Source organism: Hahella sp. CR1 (genome assembly GCF_029813005.1).
In the GTDB taxonomy this organism is placed as follows: domain Bacteria; phylum Pseudomonadota; class Gammaproteobacteria; order Pseudomonadales; family Oleiphilaceae; genus Hahella.
The window spans coordinates 149,815-165,786 of sequence record NZ_JAPELK010000008.1; the positions used below are offsets into that span (position 1 = coordinate 149,815).

Annotated in this window: 13 protein-coding genes; 9 read left to right on the top strand and 4 right to left on the bottom strand. The window is 53.3% G+C overall.

All coding sequences use genetic code 11. The features are described from left to right. Positions 1-92 precede the first annotated feature (92 nt). Positions 93-671, top strand: a complete 579-nt coding sequence (locus tag ONV78_RS19660) for a TetR/AcrR family transcriptional regulator (RefSeq protein ID WP_279505729.1) — start codon at positions 93-95, stop codon at positions 669-671. 174 nt (positions 672-845) lie between these two features. On the opposite strand, the gene ONV78_RS19665 is transcribed toward ONV78_RS19660, so the two are convergent. Next, positions 846-1,637, bottom strand: a complete 792-nt coding sequence (locus ONV78_RS19665; RefSeq protein WP_279505730.1) for an ABC transporter substrate-binding protein — start codon at positions 1,635-1,637, stop codon at positions 846-848. 308 nt (positions 1,638-1,945) lie between these two features. Between ONV78_RS19665 and ONV78_RS19670 the strand changes: the two genes are divergently transcribed. From ONV78_RS19670 to ONV78_RS19690, 5 genes are all read left to right on the top strand, one after another. Next, complete coding sequence (locus ONV78_RS19670) at positions 1,946-3,316, top strand: hypothetical protein (protein ID WP_279505732.1); 1,371 nt, start codon at positions 1,946-1,948, stop codon at positions 3,314-3,316. A gap of 801 nt (positions 3,317-4,117) precedes the next feature. Beyond that, positions 4,118-5,962 carry a pre-peptidase C-terminal domain-containing protein gene (locus ONV78_RS19675; RefSeq protein WP_216736892.1) on the top strand — a complete coding sequence of 615 codons (1,845 nt, stop codon included), beginning with the start codon at positions 4,118-4,120 and terminating at the stop codon, positions 5,960-5,962. Positions 5,963-6,277: 315 nt separating this feature from the next. Continuing rightward, entirely contained in the window at positions 6,278-7,456 is a 1,179-nt protein-coding gene (locus tag ONV78_RS19680) for an efflux RND transporter periplasmic adaptor subunit (protein ID WP_279505735.1), read from the top strand. An 8-nt stretch (positions 7,457-7,464) separates the two neighbouring features. After that, on the top strand, positions 7,465-9,429 hold the full coding sequence (locus ONV78_RS19685; RefSeq protein ID WP_279505737.1) for a MacB family efflux pump subunit: 1,965 nt from the start codon (positions 7,465-7,467) through the stop codon (positions 9,427-9,429). Between the two features lie 39 nt (positions 9,430-9,468). Next, entirely contained in the window at positions 9,469-10,869 is a 1,401-nt protein-coding gene (locus tag ONV78_RS19690) for an efflux transporter outer membrane subunit (RefSeq protein ID WP_279505738.1), read from the top strand. On the opposite strand, the gene ONV78_RS19695 is transcribed toward ONV78_RS19690, so the two are convergent. Together ONV78_RS19695 and smpB are read right to left on the bottom strand one after the other, a co-directional pair. Beyond that, positions 10,866-12,251: a wax ester/triacylglycerol synthase family O-acyltransferase gene (locus ONV78_RS19695; RefSeq protein WP_279505741.1), complete on the bottom strand. Its 1,386-nt coding sequence runs from the start codon at positions 12,249-12,251 to the stop codon at positions 10,866-10,868. The genes ONV78_RS19690 and ONV78_RS19695 overlap by 4 nt on opposite strands. A 199-nt stretch (positions 12,252-12,450) precedes the next feature. Further along, complete coding sequence (gene smpB / locus ONV78_RS19700; RefSeq protein ID WP_279505742.1) at positions 12,451-12,933, bottom strand: SsrA-binding protein SmpB; 483 nt, start codon at positions 12,931-12,933, stop codon at positions 12,451-12,453. A 163-nt stretch (positions 12,934-13,096) separates the two neighbouring features. Between smpB and ONV78_RS19705 the strand changes: the two genes are divergently transcribed. The 3 genes from ONV78_RS19705 (at position 13,097) to ONV78_RS19715 (ending at position 15,448) form a co-directional block, all read left to right on the top strand. Beyond that, a complete protein-coding gene (locus ONV78_RS19705) occupies positions 13,097-14,662 on the top strand; it encodes a sodium-dependent transporter (RefSeq protein WP_279505744.1) in 1,566 nt (521 codons plus the stop codon). Continuing rightward, on the top strand, positions 14,649-15,080 hold the full coding sequence (locus tag ONV78_RS19710; RefSeq protein WP_127973285.1) for a type II toxin-antitoxin system RatA family toxin: 432 nt from the start codon (positions 14,649-14,651) through the stop codon (positions 15,078-15,080). The genes ONV78_RS19705 and ONV78_RS19710 overlap by 14 nt, the downstream gene beginning before the upstream one ends. Before the next feature lie 77 nt (positions 15,081-15,157). Continuing rightward, a complete protein-coding gene (locus ONV78_RS19715; RefSeq protein WP_216736898.1) occupies positions 15,158-15,448 on the top strand; it encodes an RnfH family protein in 291 nt (96 codons plus the stop codon). 32 nt (positions 15,449-15,480) lie between these two features. On the opposite strand, the gene ONV78_RS19720 is transcribed toward ONV78_RS19715, so the two are convergent. Continuing rightward, positions 15,481-15,798 carry an outer membrane protein assembly factor BamE gene (locus ONV78_RS19720; RefSeq protein WP_164887379.1) on the bottom strand — a complete coding sequence of 106 codons (318 nt, stop codon included), beginning with the start codon at positions 15,796-15,798 and terminating at the stop codon, positions 15,481-15,483. Between the last annotated feature and the right edge of the window lie 174 nt (positions 15,799-15,972).

The following is a 15,972-nucleotide window of genomic DNA, read 5'->3' on the forward strand; positions in this document are numbered from 1 at the left end:
TTCAGGTTGGTTAAATAAGTAAATTGTCATTGTTGACAATCTATGTGCGCAAGAATAAATTGTCAATACTGATAATTTATGTGAGGGGTTTTATGGCGCGGCCAAGTAAAAAGTCGGAAAGAACGGAAGAAATCATGCAGGCCTTTCGGCGCTGTGTGGCCCGATATGGTCTGGAAGGGAGCACGTTGGAGCGTATTGCGGAAGAGTCGGGGCTGCAACGCAGTCTGGTGCGCCATTATGTCGGCAACCGCGAGGATTTAACCCTGCAACTGATCGAGCAAATGGCGGCGCAGTATGACCGTGAGTGGAGAGAGATGCTGAGTGACCTGCCGGCGACGGAAGTCGCGCCAGCATTTCTGCGCATGCTGTTTGAATATGAAGACGATGACAGAGAACGCATGCAATTGGAGTCAGCCTTGATATTCGCCGCGAGCCGGGATGCGGCGATCAGCGAGGCCATGCGCTCATGGACAGAGCGGTTTTATGGCGATATCGCAGAGATTCTCAGACGGGATTATCCCGATACTGACGGCGATGCTCTGCAGTCCGTCGCTTTTGGCATCGCCTCTCTGTATTTCAACATAGACTCCATGCAGCCCTTACAGATGGCGGACCGCTACCGAGCCTCCGCGCTTGACGCCGCACGTCGTCTGGTGGCGACGTTAGCGTGATTTTTGCGCCAACTCTTCCAGCGTTGCGTAGATTTTCTCCTGTAGATATCCACACAACCTGTGGATATCTCTTTGGAAAACACCGCAATCCCTTTATTCCGTAGGGCTTGCGGGATTTTTTGTATTTTATGATCAGGGTGTTTTTTACACGGTGATGACAGCGGTAGAAAGGATTTACTCAAGGTAGGATTTCAACACTCTCTCATAGGTTGAAAGTCCATCATCGCCGGGGTCATTTTTCAATTGATCCAGGACATGCTGAAAGAGCTGGATCGTCTCATCGGGTGTGTCTTTGTGGAAGGCGAAATAAAGATCTCCCGCGGAGCCGAAACTCCAGACGGGCTCATAATCCTCCACCTTGGCGCCTTGCTGTTTGAGCAGCCATAGTGCGGTTCTTTGTCCATAGGACCACAGGTGGATGCGGCGAAAAATCAGCATACGGGCGGCGATATCCGGATGCGAGACAGTCTGGCGGATATCTTTCGGAATTTTGTAGGCGTCCAACACCTGCTCGCCCATATCGCTGGCGACCGCGACGACTGAGAGATCATCCAGATCTGACAACTGTTTTACCTCAAAATCACGACGCTTTCTCGCCATAAGCACCACCGGCGACGAGGCGACAGGACCAACCCAGCGGAACAAGTCTTCGCGATCAGGATTGCGACGGGTGCTGAACAGCATGGTATTCGGCTCGTTCAAGACCATACGATATCCCCGCGCCCAAGGATGCACCTGTATGTCTTTGCGTGTCTGTTTTGAGCCGATAATTTGCAGCACCGCTTCCAGCAAGTCCACGGAGCTTCCTTTCAGCTGGCCATTTTCGGTGTAGTTATAGGGAGGCGACTCTTCGGTGATAAACCGAAGCCCGGCGGCGGGGTCCGCAGCAATGGTCAGGCCGGACGGCAGCAAGAATGCGAATGTCAGGAGCAGGCTCCGCCACGTCAACGTCTTTGATATAAACATCAGAACGCCACCTGCTTAGAAGGCGAACGCCGACGCCAAGCCAGGATAACTGCAGCGCCGACAGTAGTTGCTTAAAGTATTGTATCGATATGCGAAAGCGTCAAACGGGCAGGGAAGTGGCGTGCAGCAGGGGGCTAGTATCGTAGGCGCTTAAAAACGTAGCCATGTCTTTGAGTGAGCGGTGCGAAAATTCGATCCTGATTGGGGCTAAAACGGATAAGATTGTCCCGCGATGCTTTGAGCTTTTGTTTTTAGTGGGTAACTGTGGTTTAAAGGCGCATGATTGCGTAATTTTGAAAGGATAATTCATGAAGAAAGTAGTTTTTCTGGCGTTGTTATCGGCGACGGCCAGCTCGTATCTTCAGGCGGAAACGCTAAGAGAATATGGCGCGATGGGCGACGGCGTGGCGGACGATACACAGGCGATATTCAACGCCATTGATAATCACCAGCCTGAAATGGGTTTTTTGGATGGCGAAAATCAGACCTATCTGATCAAGAAGAGAGTCGATGTCAATAAAAGCATGGCGATTAAGAACGCCAGATTCTTATTTGCTCCGGACGCCAGCTATCTCGCGAATCCCTCAAACTACAGAGCTTTTTTGATCCGCGGCGCGGCTGAAACGCCACTGCAGGTCGAGCTGGAAAATGTCGCGCTTGTGCGTGGTGGGAATAAGACCTCTGGCTCTATGTCCGACTCTGCTGGAATCTGGATAGACAATGCAGACAGGGTGACCCTGAGTAACGTAGAAGTCAGCGGCAATGGGCGTGGACCTGGCGTTCTGATTGCTGATTCTGACAACGTGACAATCAACGACCTGTACGTCCACGATATGTTTTGGAGCCCCTGCCGGGAAGATGAAAGCACGCTAACCAAGAATTCACTGCTATCGCGTAAGGACTGGAGTTCTCGCATGATTCATGATCCTGCGAACTGTGGGAGCGACAACCTGATTCGTATTGAGGAGCAAATAGCAGGCTTGCTCATCGTTCGCTCGAATAATATTCGGATCAACAATCCCAGCATTGAAAGAATCTATGCTCACTTAATTGATGGCGCTATGCCATATCAAACGGACGGGATTACTATCGGCTCAAACTTTGATGATCTGGATAAGCAGGCAAATTGCGAACAAAAAACGGATAGGGACGAATTCAATATAGAGATTCGTGGGGCGAAAATAACAGATGTGTGGGAGGGCATTGACTTCACTGGCAATCCGCTCGCGGACATCCTGGTCGATGTGGCATCCATTTCGCGCACCCATGCCTTCGGCGTAAAGTTCGCTAATGGCGCCTCATGCGCCCTGGTTAAAAACGTCACGGTTACAGACAGCGGGCTCTCAGGCTTTGTGTTGACGGGGAAGAACAACCCAGACCATTCGGCGCCTGCGCCTCACTCCGTAACCTTTGACAACACCGTTGCAATAAACCCAGGCTCTAATGGGTACTGGCGCGGCGTGGCGAGCATCGCCGGCTACAGAATCATGAACGGGGCGCTGCAGGACCCAACGGACATACGCATCATTAACTCTAAATCCGTTGACACTCAAACTGTGAAAACCATGGATTATGGCTTCTTCTCAGAAGCCTGTGACGCAGCGTTGACGGTCTCCAACCTGGACTCTCTTGGACACAGAATCGAAGGCTTAAAAGAGTCCAGCGGTCCTTGTCGTTGAGTCTAAAACTGGCGGTTTCGGCTTGATGAACGAAATGAAGCTCTGAGCGTTTTGCTCAGAGCTTTGCTTGCTGTGAGTGTGGCGCTGACAACCTTTTCATCCACCATATCTTCAAGCGTCTTTTTTAGCTGTGACTGGAGGCGTTCGCTGAGAGGCGAAACTTCCATCGTTACCCTCTTTAAGTTTGTTGGATAAATCTTTGGCCGGATAGATCGCAACTCGCCTCTCAATTGTTTCTTGCGCGGCATTCACCCTTAAACTTATTGACTCCAATCAATTTAAAACTGCGTCAACAGTATTCCATACCGATATTAATATAATGCGCGGGCATTAAAATGGCCCCGCCTTTTAGGGGATTGTAGCCATGAAAAGGTATTCATAAAAAATGGCTGTGATTTTTTGGAATGGAGTATTAAGTCCGTTGTATTGACTTAACTCAAAACAATGATGCTACAGCTCTTTTTTTGCACGAAGAAAATAGGTGGCTTTTAATTTTATTGATGTTTTTCAAGTGATTGCGTGAATTTTTGATGGCGTGAGAGGCCGTGTTTCAAACGCTTGACCAAATGGACTAATCCTGATAGATTGCCGCCCGGCTAACCTAGCCGGTAAAAGGATATGGAACGATCCGCATATAAGGAGATACGTTGTTTGGTCTGGCATAGGCTTATATTTATAAGTTGATGTATATGCCTGATCCCCGCCTTTTATACATATAAAACAATGGCTACGCATAATATCTGAACAGTTAAACGGAAAGATATAAATACTGATTTATTTAGGTTAAAAGGAGTTATAACCGTGAACAAAAACACGCTTAAACGGGCTATTACATTTTCTGTCTCCACTCTGGCGCTGAGCGTCTCCGCCGTCACCTTGGCCGACGTTTCTGGTCAGGACGCACAGTACGTTCGCGACTACCTGGAGCGTTTCCACGCCAACCCTGCCGCAGTCATGGACGAAGTGCCTGTCAAAGAAGCCGCCAACGGCGATCTGGCTATGCCGGTATTCAGCGACGAAGCAATTCTCTCCGGCGACTTCGTAGAAGATAAGGATGAACTGCGCAGAGACCTGTTGAATGGCTCCCGCAGCAACGGCTTCATGATGATGCGCTCTATGGAGCTCAGCAACGACAATGCTGCGCGCCTGGTGGACAACGGCGACCAACTGATTGGCAACGTTCACGAAATGGATACTGCGAATCTGACTAAAGCCTCCCTGGCCAGCCAGCCTTGGTCCGACGACTACTGGGGTCTTTACAAAGGCGCACTGGGCATTCGCTACGCCGATCCCAAGCTGAATGATTCCTGGCCGTCCAACTGGTACGACCACTGGATTTTCGCCACCAGCACTCACAAGCCGCAAGAATATATCGACGCAGGCGAAATCGATAACCTGTCTCCGTCTGAAAAGTACGACTTGCTGGTGGGCGACTCCAACTTCACTCTGACTCAGAAAATGTGGGAGTCCGGTAAAGGCTACTGGGATCGTTACGGTTCCGTTGAAGCCTGGATGGGTCTGTGCCACGGTTGGGCTCCTGCCGCTTACATGTTGCCGCGTCCATCTAGCTCCATCACTGTTAAGTCGCCAGAAGGCAAGGACATCAAGTTCTTCCCATCCGACATCAAAGCATTGGGTACATTGTTGTGGGCGGAAGCGTCCCCAGGCGTGCGCTTCATCGGCGGACGCTGTAACTCCAAAGATCCCGGTAAAGATGAAAACGGCCGTATCCTGGATCAAGCCTGTTTCGACAGCAATCCAGGCAGCTGGCACAAAGCGGTGGTCAACCAGATCGGCGTAAGCAAGCGCAGCTTCGTTATCGACGCGACATTCGATTATGAAGTATGGAACCAGCCAGTATTGAAGTACGAATACACTTACTTCAACCCGCAAACTGGCGCTTCCTACAACACGGCGCAAGAAGCGGTTATCGCCATGAGCGATTACACCCAGGACAAGTTCTCCAAGTATCGCGCTCAGGAAGCGAAGCAAGTCGTCGGCGTTCAGATGAAGCTGACTTACATCGTGGAAACCAGCCCGACTCACAGAGACAAAGACTATCCGTCATACGACCGTACTTACACTGTTCGTTACGTGTATGACCTGGAGCTGGATTCCAACGGCGACATCATTGGCGGCGAGTGGTACAACAACCGTCATCCTGACTTCCTGTGGACTCCTGGACCTGGCGCACACGCTGTCTCTTACTACAACCCGACTGGTTCCACTAGCGAGACCAAGACAGAGCAAAAAGCGGGCGTAATCGAGCAGAACAAGTGGGCGTTCTACGGCCCGTTCACCACCACTGGCTCCTTCAAAGTCACCATGACTGGCGACAGCGATGCGGACCTGTATGTGAACAAAGGCGCTCAGCCAAGCGACACTACCTATCAGTGCCGTCCATATCAGGAAGGCTCTAACGAGGAGTGCTCTGCAAACGAAGCGGGAACTTACTACGTTGGCGTTAAAGGCTACAACAACAGCTCCAACTACAACCTGAACATTCAATACACCCAAGGCGGCTCTGGCTGGGCGAAAGGACAACCTATTCCTTCCAGCTGGAAAACCAACGCGAAAAATGCGGCAGGTTACAGCCAGCCTCTGACCACTATCGTTGAGCAACTGTTCAACTGGTCTGCGGAGTAATTCGACGTACCCGCTACGTTATTCATGAATGCATGAGAGGGTCCGGTATTTAAGTCCGGGCTATTTTCCGGGGCGCAATTTTGCGCCCCTTTTTTTGTTATTTTCACGGCGGTTTTGAGCTTTGATGACCGGCGCATTGCGGTTTCCATAAAGCTTGTCCATGTTTTGTGTTTTTGTTAGAAGTCCTAGGCAAAATTCGCTAGAGTGCTCTACTTTGGAGCAACCCCTCTGATTAACGTCGCCCCCTGGCGGATGCCGGGTTCACGGCGACTTCAACATATCTGTGTTCATTAATTAACTTCTTGTGTAATTCGCATGGCAAAGAAATCGCGTCGTCCTGCTGTGGTGGGAGTGGTCATTTTTGTTGTTTTGGCCGCTGTCGGCTGGAACGCTCAGAGTTGGTTCGAGCCTGAGCCCGTTGAATACGTTACCGCCCCTGTGGAAAAGCGGGATATAGAGCAAACGGTGCTGGCCACCGGCGTCCTGGAAGGCGCCAAGCAAGTGGCGGTGGGCGCTCAGGTTACCGGGCAGTTGAAGTCCATGAACGTCTCTGTCGGCGATAGAGTGGCAAAAGGCCAACTGCTGGCGGAAATCGATCCGGTGTTACAGCGCAATGAGTTGAACCGCGCCATGGCGGAATTGAAAAACGCCAAGGCGTCGCGGCGGTCCCGTGAGGCCATGCTGCGTTACTACGAGCTGGAGTTTAAACGCCAGCGTGAGATGAACGCCCAGGCGGCCGCGTCCGAGTCCGAGCTGGAAAACGCACGAGCCCAGCTGGAAAGCGCGAAGGCCGACATTGAAGCGCTGGAGGCCCAGATCAGTCAGGCGGAAATCCAGGTTGAAACCGCGAAGGCTAATCTCGGATTCACCAAGATCGTAGCGCCGATGGACGGCGTGGTGATCGCCACTAAATTCGAGCAGGGACAGACCCTGGTATCGACCCAGGAGGCGCCGACGCTGCTGATCCTCGCAAACCTGGATACGATGACGGTGAAGGCGCAAATATCCGAGGCGGACGTCACTAAAGTGAAGTCCGGCCAGGAGGCGAACTTCACGGTTCTGGGCGATCCGGATCGTCAATACAATGGCGTCCTGCGCACCATCAAGCTGGCCCCAGACAATATTTCCGATAACGGCTCCGTCAGTAACTCCACCACCGCCGTCTATTACAGCGGTGTGCTGGAAGCGCCGAATCCCGACTACTCCCTGCGAGTAGCTATGACGGCGCAAGTGTCCATCATTATTAATAGACAATCGCAAACGCTGAGCATTCCTATTTCAGCGTTAGATCCCGACCAGGAGATCAGCGGCGCAGAGCACAAAGTGCGTGTGCTGGTGAACGGCCAGCCGGAAGACAGAACCATTGAAACCGGCATCCGCGACAATGTTTACGTGCAGGTGCTGTCCGGTTTGAATGATGGAGACAATGTGATCCTCGGCGACAGCCTGTCAGTTCCGGCAGACGGTGAAACCTCTGTTGTTATCGGAGGCTAGCTCGCTGTATGAAGGAGCCTTTGATTGAAATAAGCGCCCTGAACAGGATTTTCCAGGCAGGGGAGCAGCAGGTCGCCGTGCTGAAAGACGTGGACCTGAAGATTTATCCGGGTGAAATAGTCGCCATAATGGGAACATCGGGGTCGGGAAAATCGACCTTGATGAATATCCTGGGATGCCTGGACCGCCCGAGTAGCGGCAGCTATAAAATCAGCGGGCGGGAAACCAGGGAGCTGGATGACGATGAGCTCGCCGCCCTGCGCCGCAATCACTTCGGCTTTATCTTTCAGCGCTACCATCTGCTGTCGCACTTGGATGCGTTAGGCAATGCGGAATTGGCGGCGGTTTACGCCGGCGTCTCCAAAAGTTCACGTCGGGAGCGGGCGCACATGTTGCTGTCGCGCCTGGGGTTGGAGGAGCGTTGTGAGCACAAGCCCAGCCAGCTTTCCGGAGGTCAGCAGCAGCGGGTGAGCATCGCCAGAGCCCTGATGAACGGCGGCGAAGTCATTCTGGCGGATGAGCCTACTGGCGCGCTGGATACGCGCAGTGGCCAGGAAGTCATGACGGTGTTGCGAGAGCTGCATCAGCAGGGGCATACGGTCATTATTGTGACCCATGATCCACAAGTGGCGGCGAAAGCAGAACGAATCATTGAGATTCAGGACGGCGAAATTATTGCTGACCGGGTGAATCCCGTTTCGGAATCGGAGGCGTCCGCGTCGTCGGCGACCGACGCTACTTCGGCGACGGGCGGTAAAGAGGCGCGAGGCGCCTGGCTGGGGCGTTTCACTGAGGCGTTTAAAATGGCCTGGATCGCCATGACCTCTCACCGGTTGCGAACACTGTTGACCATGCTCGGCATTATTATCGGCATCACCGCCGTGGTGAGTATTGTCGCCATCGGCGAAGGGGCCAAGCAGAAAGTCATCAGCGACATCAATTCCATTGGCGTCAACACTATCGAGATTTTTCCCGGTAAGGATTGGGGAGATGAGCGAGCCGCCGCCATTGATACCTTGGTGGCCGCCGATGTGGAGGCGTTGCAGGCGCAGCCTTTTGTCGACAGCGTGACGCCCAGCATTGTCAACAGTCAGCAACTGCGCTACCGCAATGTCGCCGCCAATGTGAACGTGAATGCAGTCGGCGAGCAGTACTTCCGCGTAAAAGGACTGGTCGTTGCGGAAGGCCGGCCGTTGTTGCGGGAAGATATTCGCACACAGGCGCAGGTGGTGGTGATCGACAATAATACCCGCAAGAAGCTGTTCGCGGGTGGCGATGACCCCATTGGCAAGGTGATTTTGATCGGCGCTTCGCCCTGGACCGTGATCGGTGTGGCGGAGGACAAAAACGATATGTTCGGAGGCGGCGGCAATCTCTCAGTGTGGATGCCCTACAGTTCCGCGACGACTCGTCTGATTGGCAGACAAAATTTCAGTTCCATTATTGTTCGCACGCCGGACGGGCTTTCCAGCGCCGTGGCGGAGCAAGGCATCATTCGTTTGCTGACCCTGCGCCATGGCGTGAAGGACTTTTTCACGTTCAGCACCGACAGTATTCTGAAGGCGGTCGAGAAAACCACCACCACTTTGACCCTGTTGGTGTCCTCCATCGCCGTCATATCTTTGATCGTCGGCGGCATAGGCGTCATGAATATCATGCTGGTGTCAGTCACTGAACGTACTCGTGAGATTGGCATCCGCATGGCGGTCGGCGCCCGGCAGAGCGATATATTGCAACAGTTCCTCATTGAAGCCGTGATGGTGTGCCTGATCGGCGGCGGCATTGGTATTTTGCTGTCTTTCGGCGTGGGTGGTCTGTTCTCGTTGCTGGTGCAGGATATGCAAATGTCATTTTCCGTCACTGCGATCGTCTCTGCGGTGGTTTGCTCCTCCCTGATCGGTGTGCTGTTCGGCTTTTTACCCGCGCGAAATGCGGCGCGGCTTGACCCGATTGAAGCCTTGGCGCGGGAGTGATTGATGTACGGTAATCGCATGAAGTTTGGAGTAAAGCGAGTGAGTTCCATAAACGCGGGCGGAAAAAAACACATAGCTCTTTTGTTGCTGTCCTCCATGTTGTTGACGGGGTGTGAAGGCTTGGCGCGCTCGCAATATACGCGGCCGCAATTGGAGCTGCCCGCCTCCTGGAGCTATGCGCCAGTGAATGGAGAGCAGACGTTGGCGTCCGAGCAATGGTGGCGGGCGTTTCAGGATCAGGAATTGAATGGCTTGATCGAACGGGCGCTACAGAGTAACAGCGACATGGCGTTGGCGGCGTTGAAAGTGCGTCAGGCCCGACTGCGCGCAGGCATCGCAGACGGCAATCTGACGCCGGATGTCACCGCGCAGTTCAGCGCTTCCCGGGAGCGCAATATTGACGCCCATACCAGCAGTAAGTCCTTTGGCGCTTCTCTTGGATTGAGCTATGAGATTGATCTGTGGGGGAAGCTGTCCAGCGCTCGCGACACGGCTCATTGGGAAGCGATGGCGACCGAGCAGGACAGGGCGGGCGCCGCATTGGCGTTGATCGGGACCACTGCGAATCTGTATTGGCGTCTGGCCTATCTGAATGAATCTATCGCCGCGAGCGAGGCGTCGCTGGCATACACGGCCAAAGCGTTGGAACTGGCTCAAGTGAAACATCGTAGCGGCGCGGTCTCCAATCTGGACTTGATTCAGGCTGAGCAGAATCTGGCGAGTCAGCGCGCTTCGTTGACCACACTGCTGCAGGACAAAGTGGAAGCGCAAAACGCCCTGGCGATTCTGTTTGATCAGGCGCCGGAAAACACCACGCCTGACCCCAAAACTCTGCCTGCAATGACGATGCCCACTTTGCCTTTGGCTACCCCTGCTGCATTGCTGGCGCGAAGGCCGGACATGCAGGCGGCGGAGATGCGTTTGCGCAGCGCTCTGGCTGATACGGACCATAGTCGCACCAGTTATTACCCCAGCTTCAGCCTGACCGGATCGCTGGCGACAGGCGGTTCGGAACTGGCGGATATCTTGCGCAATCCCGTTGCATCCTTGGGGGCGGGACTCAGTCTGCCATTCCTGCAGTGGCGGCAGACGCAATTGAATATTCAGGTCTCCGAAGCCGCCTATGAGCAGGCGGTGATTGAGTTCAGGCAGAAACTCTATTCGTCGTTGGCGGAGGTGGAAAATAAACTTTCCGCCAGAACACAATTGATGGCCCAGGAAGACGCATTGCGCACTTCGTTCAAGCTGGCTTCTGAAGCCGAGCGTCTGGCGGAGGTCCGTTATCGCTCCGGCGCCACAGGCGTGCAAGCCTGGCTGGACCAGCAGGAAACACGGCGCTCTGCGCAATTGCAGCTCACTGCGAACCGTCTGGCGCAATTGCAGAATATGATGGCGTTGTATCAGGCGCTGGGCGGTGGGTTCGCAGAGAAACTCGATTAACTGGCGGAGCGGGTTTTGGTCAGTGCTCGCAGTTCTGCAAATGCGTCGACAAAGTAGCCGGCCAGCTTGTCTGGATCGGGTATCAGCCCCTGATCTACCGCGACGCCGAACTGAATTGCTCCATCATAGCTGATAATGCTGAGGCTGATGCCGACCTCTCCAGATTGCGGCGCCCAAATCATGGGCGTCAGTAATTTACTGCCCGCCAGATATAGCGCTTGTTTGGGGCCAGGCACATTGGTGATCACTACAGACGCTTTTCTGCTTAGCATCTCCAATGCCGTTTGCTCCAGAAAGTCCGGGCCTTTGCCAAGCAACCCCAGTAATCCGTAAAACGCTTTCGCCTGTTGAGAATGCTTAAGCGCCAGCATATCGCGGCGCACTGCTTCAAAACGTTCCGCCACGTCATGAATGCCGATCGGCAATGGCGCAATCACCAGGCCGAACTGGTTGCCCAGAGCGTCGGCCGGCTCTTCCGATGGGCGCAGGTTGAAAGGCACGGCGGCGTGAATTGTTTCCACATCCAGCTCAATGCAGCGTTCCACCAGATAACGCCGCAAAGCGCCGGTAGCCGCGCACAACAACACATCATTGATGGTCGCTTTCAGAGCCTGCGCAGTCTGCTTTACTTGTGGGAAGTTTAATGGCTGCGCCCATGCGAGGCGCTTTCTCCCGCTTAGATCGCCTTTAAAACAGGTGGCTGGATCGGCCGGCAGCGCGGCGACGCGGGCGACCTCCGACCCCATTGCGACGCCTTGGCGCGCTATGGCCAGGAGTTGCTCTGGATGGCGCGCCAGAGACTTGCCTTCTTCTATTATTTCCTGCCCGATATGCATGGCGTTATGCAGGGCCTTGGCGGCGACGCCACTCCAAGAGGCGGGTTTTGATATCGGGTTAACCTGTTGAGGCGCTGAGCAGCCGTCTTTTTGATCCGCTAAGGACAGCAGGACTCGGGTCAACGCAATGCCGTCCGCGATACAGTGATGAACTCGAATAATCATCGCGGAGCCGCTCTGGTAACGGTCGACCAAATGTACTTGCCAGAGCGGTTTGCTGAAATCCAGCGGCGTGCTGCTGATATCGCTGGCCAGATCTTGCAGATCCTGCTGACTTCCCTCGCCGGGTAGTCCAACTAAATGCACATGATTGTCGATATTAAAGTTGGCGTCGTCGCGCCAGAAGCAGCCATGTTCGGTTTTATGCACTGTCTGTCGGAAGCGGGGCAGGGGCAGTAAACGCTGGGTGAATAATTGTTTGAGTTCGCTGGCGTGGACGGGATTTTCCATAACCAGCACAATGCAGATCATCATCAGGTTGGCGGGACGCTCCATGCGCAACCAGGCGGTGTCTACCGCCGACATCGGCTCTCCATGTGGTTTCATAGCCGCCTCGTCAAAGCTGTCCGTGATTAAATGAGGTTAGATTCGGCGTTATGCGTTGTCGACGGAATACGGTCGTGCGCAAACGCTTGCTTTGACGGGTAAGTATGGTAGGTGAGTGGCGTTAGCTCAACCCGATACGGCAATGAAGTGTGAGAAAGGAGAGAATCAGGATAAGAACGTCTTTCCTATCCTGACTGGGTCACTGCTTAACATGATCGCGAATAACGCGTTGTTTTTGACGATTCCAGTCGCGCTCTTTTTCGGTTTCGCGCTTGTCGAAATCCTTCTTGCCTTTCACCAGGGCAATTTCGCATTTCACTTTATTGCCTTTCCAGTAAAGGGCCAAAGGCACGCAAGTGTGGCCCGTCTGCGACACTGCGCCGATCAGCTTGTTGAGCTCACGACGATTCAGCAGCAGCTTACGAGTGCGGGTGGGATCTGCAATGACGTGAGTGGAGGCTTCCTTCAACGGTGTGATATGGGCGCCTAACAACCAGGCTTCACTGTCTTTCAGTAATACATAGGAATCCACTAACTGACACTTTCCGGCGCGCAGGCTTTTGACTTCCCAACCGGTCAGCACGAGGCCGGCCTCGAACTTTTCAACAATGTGATAGTCGAAGCGGGCCTTCTTATTCAGGGCGATGGTGGACCCGGTATTTTTGTTTTTGGCTTGACTCATATTTCCTTACGATTCTCGGACAAAGTCGGCTATTGTAAATTAACCTGATCCATATGGCTAAGGTCTCCTGACTTGGGTCAGCATAATCCGCTACAATGCGCCATCGTCGTCGACGTAGAATTCCGTCGAACCTCTCAATTGCTGTGAATTAACGGATGTCTGAGTGCCTTTGAATTCAAAAGTTGGAATGTTGTTGCAGGGCCGTGACCGCTGGGTCAGGCAGCGCACGTTCGTCATGGCGGGCGTGGGCGCCGTCGTGGGGTTCGCCAACATCTGGACATTTCCCTCCCTGATGGCGGAATACGGCGGACTGGCTTTTCTTATCGCCTATACGTTGGCGCTGCTGACCCTGACCCTGCCGCTGGCGGTATTGGAAATAGGACTTGGGCGCTACGTGCGTCGTAACCCTGTTGACGTGTTACAGAGCGTGGGCGGTCAAGGCACAGGCTTTTCTCTGTGGCGTTGGACCGGAGGCCTTATGGTCATCGCCGCGTTGCTGACGGTGGTGGTCTATTCATTAGTGGCGGGAATGGGGCTGTCTTACGCCCTGAAGTCCGCCTTCAGTGAGTTTCAAGGCATAGAGCCCGGCGCCATGCCGGCCGTCTTAAGCGCGCTACAACAAAACACCACCGTTATGATTATCTGGCTAAGTGTGTTTATTGGTCTGGTGTTTCTCATTTCAGTGAAAGGCGTTTATCACGGCCTGGAAAAGGCGATGTTGTACATCGTTCCTCTGATGTTCGCGATGCTTGCGGTGATGCTGATCTATAGCGCGCGTTATGGTGATTTGGGCGGGGCTCTTAGCTACCTGTTTTCATTTGAATCGGTTTCTCTTTCCTGGGCGGGCGTGCTGGCCGCCTACAAATACGCCTTTTTCTCTCTGTCCATTGGCGCAGGCGTCATGATGGTGTTGGGCGCTTACATGCCTAATCATGGCAAAGTCGGGCGCTCAGTATTGATCATCTCTTTTGCGGATCTATTAGTTGGCGCTGTCGCGGGGCTGGTGGTGTTGTCCTGGCTGTTAAAAGCGGAGCTGCCTCCAGACCAGGGATTCTCCTTGATCTTTCAATCGCTTCCACTGGCGCTGGGTCAATTGCCGATGGGATCAGTGTTCGGCGTTTTATTCTTTATCTTTTTCACGCTGGCCGCATGGAGTTCCGCGGTTTTCCTGATTGAGCCCGGCGTCGCCTGGTTACAGGAAAGATACTCGTTATCGCGGGTCAGCGCTGCGTCCATCACCCATGTTGCGTTATGGGGGCTGGGCGCATTGCTGGTTATGTCCATGGCGGGACATCGGCATTGGCAACTGGCGGGCATTCCGCTATTCAGTCTACTGCAGTTTGTGGTGTCCACGATCTTGCTGCCGGTGGCGGGATGTCTGCTGACAGTATTATGCGGCTATGTGCTCCCTTATGAGCGGCTTGCACAGGCTTTGCGCCTTAGCCCCGAACAGCGATTGTTTCGCTGGGGCTATCCGCTGCTGAGATACTTTTGTGTTCCTGTGTTGATTGTTATACAAATCTCCATGGTTTTTGACTTGCTGCTACATAGCTGTGAATTCACCGCTCCGAAAAACGGCGGGCTTTGCTCGGAAGAAGTCGTGAGTAGCAGTAAGGAAGTCCTGGAAGAGGCCGAACCGGAAGAGGTGGATTTGGTGAAATCCGCCCCGGTGAACCCGGAAGTGAATGTTGAAAACGTAGAAGAGGAGAACGAGGTTGCCCCAGATTAGTCGTAGTGCGCTGGTCACATACTCTGCTGAGCGCATGTATGATCTGGTGAATGACGTGCGCGCCTACCCTGAATTCCTGCCCTGGTGCGGAATGACGGAAGTGATTCAAGAGAGTTCTGATGAAATGCTTGCGCGCATCCAGGTCAGTAAGGGCTCAGTAAGACACGCTTTTACTACCCGTAATAGTTTGGTGCGTCCTTCGGAAATTATCCTCACATTGGTGGATGGACCTTTTCGCAAGCTTCAGGGCCGCTGGAGCTTCCTGGCTCTGGACGAAGCTGCCTGCAAAGTGGCGTTAGCGCTGGAGTATGAGCTGACTGGCGCATTAACCGGGATGGCGCTTGGGCCCGTGTTTTCCCAGGCCGCTGGAACTATGGTGGATGCGTTCTGCAAACGCGCGCAGGTGATCTATCGCTAGGCCGCGCCTATTTTGCGTTATGAATCGAATTCTCTGACGCATGGCGGAAATACTGATGCGTAGAAGTGAGCGTGAGCATGGATAAATTAAAAATTCAGGTGGAGGTAGCTTATGCCTTACCTGAGCAGCAGAAGATCATTCCTCTGGCTGTGGTGGAGGGAACTACCGCCTATGAGGCGGTCCAGATGTCTGGCGTCACTCACTTTTTTCCGCAAATAGAGCTGGAGTCGGCAAAGATGGGGATATTTGGTAAGGCCATTTCAGACCCCAAATCCCATGCTCTGAGAGAGGGCGACCGAGTGGAGATATATCGGCCACTCAAAATAGATCCGAAGCAGGCCCGACTGAATCGGGCCAAAAAGGGTTAGCTAAACTTGATCAAACCTGTTTTGCTGAACGCTTAGTTGGTCGTTTTATAAACGTCCGTCTCTTCCACTGTCTCAGAAGGCTCAGCTTGACCACGTAGTTTGTAAGCCTTGCCGGGGTTCGCCAAATCAGCTGGCAGCAGCTTTGCTTTGGCAATATTCACCAGAATGTCATTCTCATATTCCAGAGTGATGTTCTGACGATAAATCTTACCGCCCGACAGCTGGATAGAATAGAAATAGGTGTCGTAGCTGGGGTCGAGCGTGCTTTCCAATACTGGAGAGCCTAATAGATACTGAACCTGACGACGGTTCATGCCGACCTTGAGTTGGTCCACAGCTTCTTTCTCCACGATGTTTCCCTGTTGGACATCTATTTTGTAGACGCCTGGGAAGGTGCAGGCTGTGAGAGTGTGTATAATAAGGAGGATTACAAGGGATCGTAACTTTTGCATCATGGATATTTTTAAACTATCTTGGCGTGACGTGGAATGATAACTGATTGCCAACGATACTGGTATTGGGTT

Coding starts and splice junctions, on each gene's coding strand:
- ONV78_RS19660 (WP_279505729.1), top strand. CDS start 93: ATGGCGCGGCCAAGTAAAAAGTCGGAAAGAACGGAAGAAATCATGCAG.
- ONV78_RS19665 (WP_279505730.1), bottom strand. CDS start 1,637: ATGTTTATATCAAAGACGTTGACGTGGCGGAGCCTGCTCCTGACATTC.
- ONV78_RS19670 (WP_279505732.1), top strand. CDS start 1,946: ATGAAGAAAGTAGTTTTTCTGGCGTTGTTATCGGCGACGGCCAGCTCG.
- ONV78_RS19680 (WP_279505735.1), top strand. CDS start 6,278: ATGGCAAAGAAATCGCGTCGTCCTGCTGTGGTGGGAGTGGTCATTTTT.
- ONV78_RS19685 (WP_279505737.1), top strand. CDS start 7,465: ATGAAGGAGCCTTTGATTGAAATAAGCGCCCTGAACAGGATTTTCCAG.
- ONV78_RS19695 (WP_279505741.1), bottom strand. CDS start 12,251: ATGAAACCACATGGAGAGCCGATGTCGGCGGTAGACACCGCCTGGTTG.
- smpB (WP_279505742.1), bottom strand. CDS start 12,933: ATGAGTCAAGCCAAAAACAAAAATACCGGGTCCACCATCGCCCTGAAT.
- ONV78_RS19715 (WP_216736898.1), top strand. CDS start 15,158: ATGGATAAATTAAAAATTCAGGTGGAGGTAGCTTATGCCTTACCTGAG.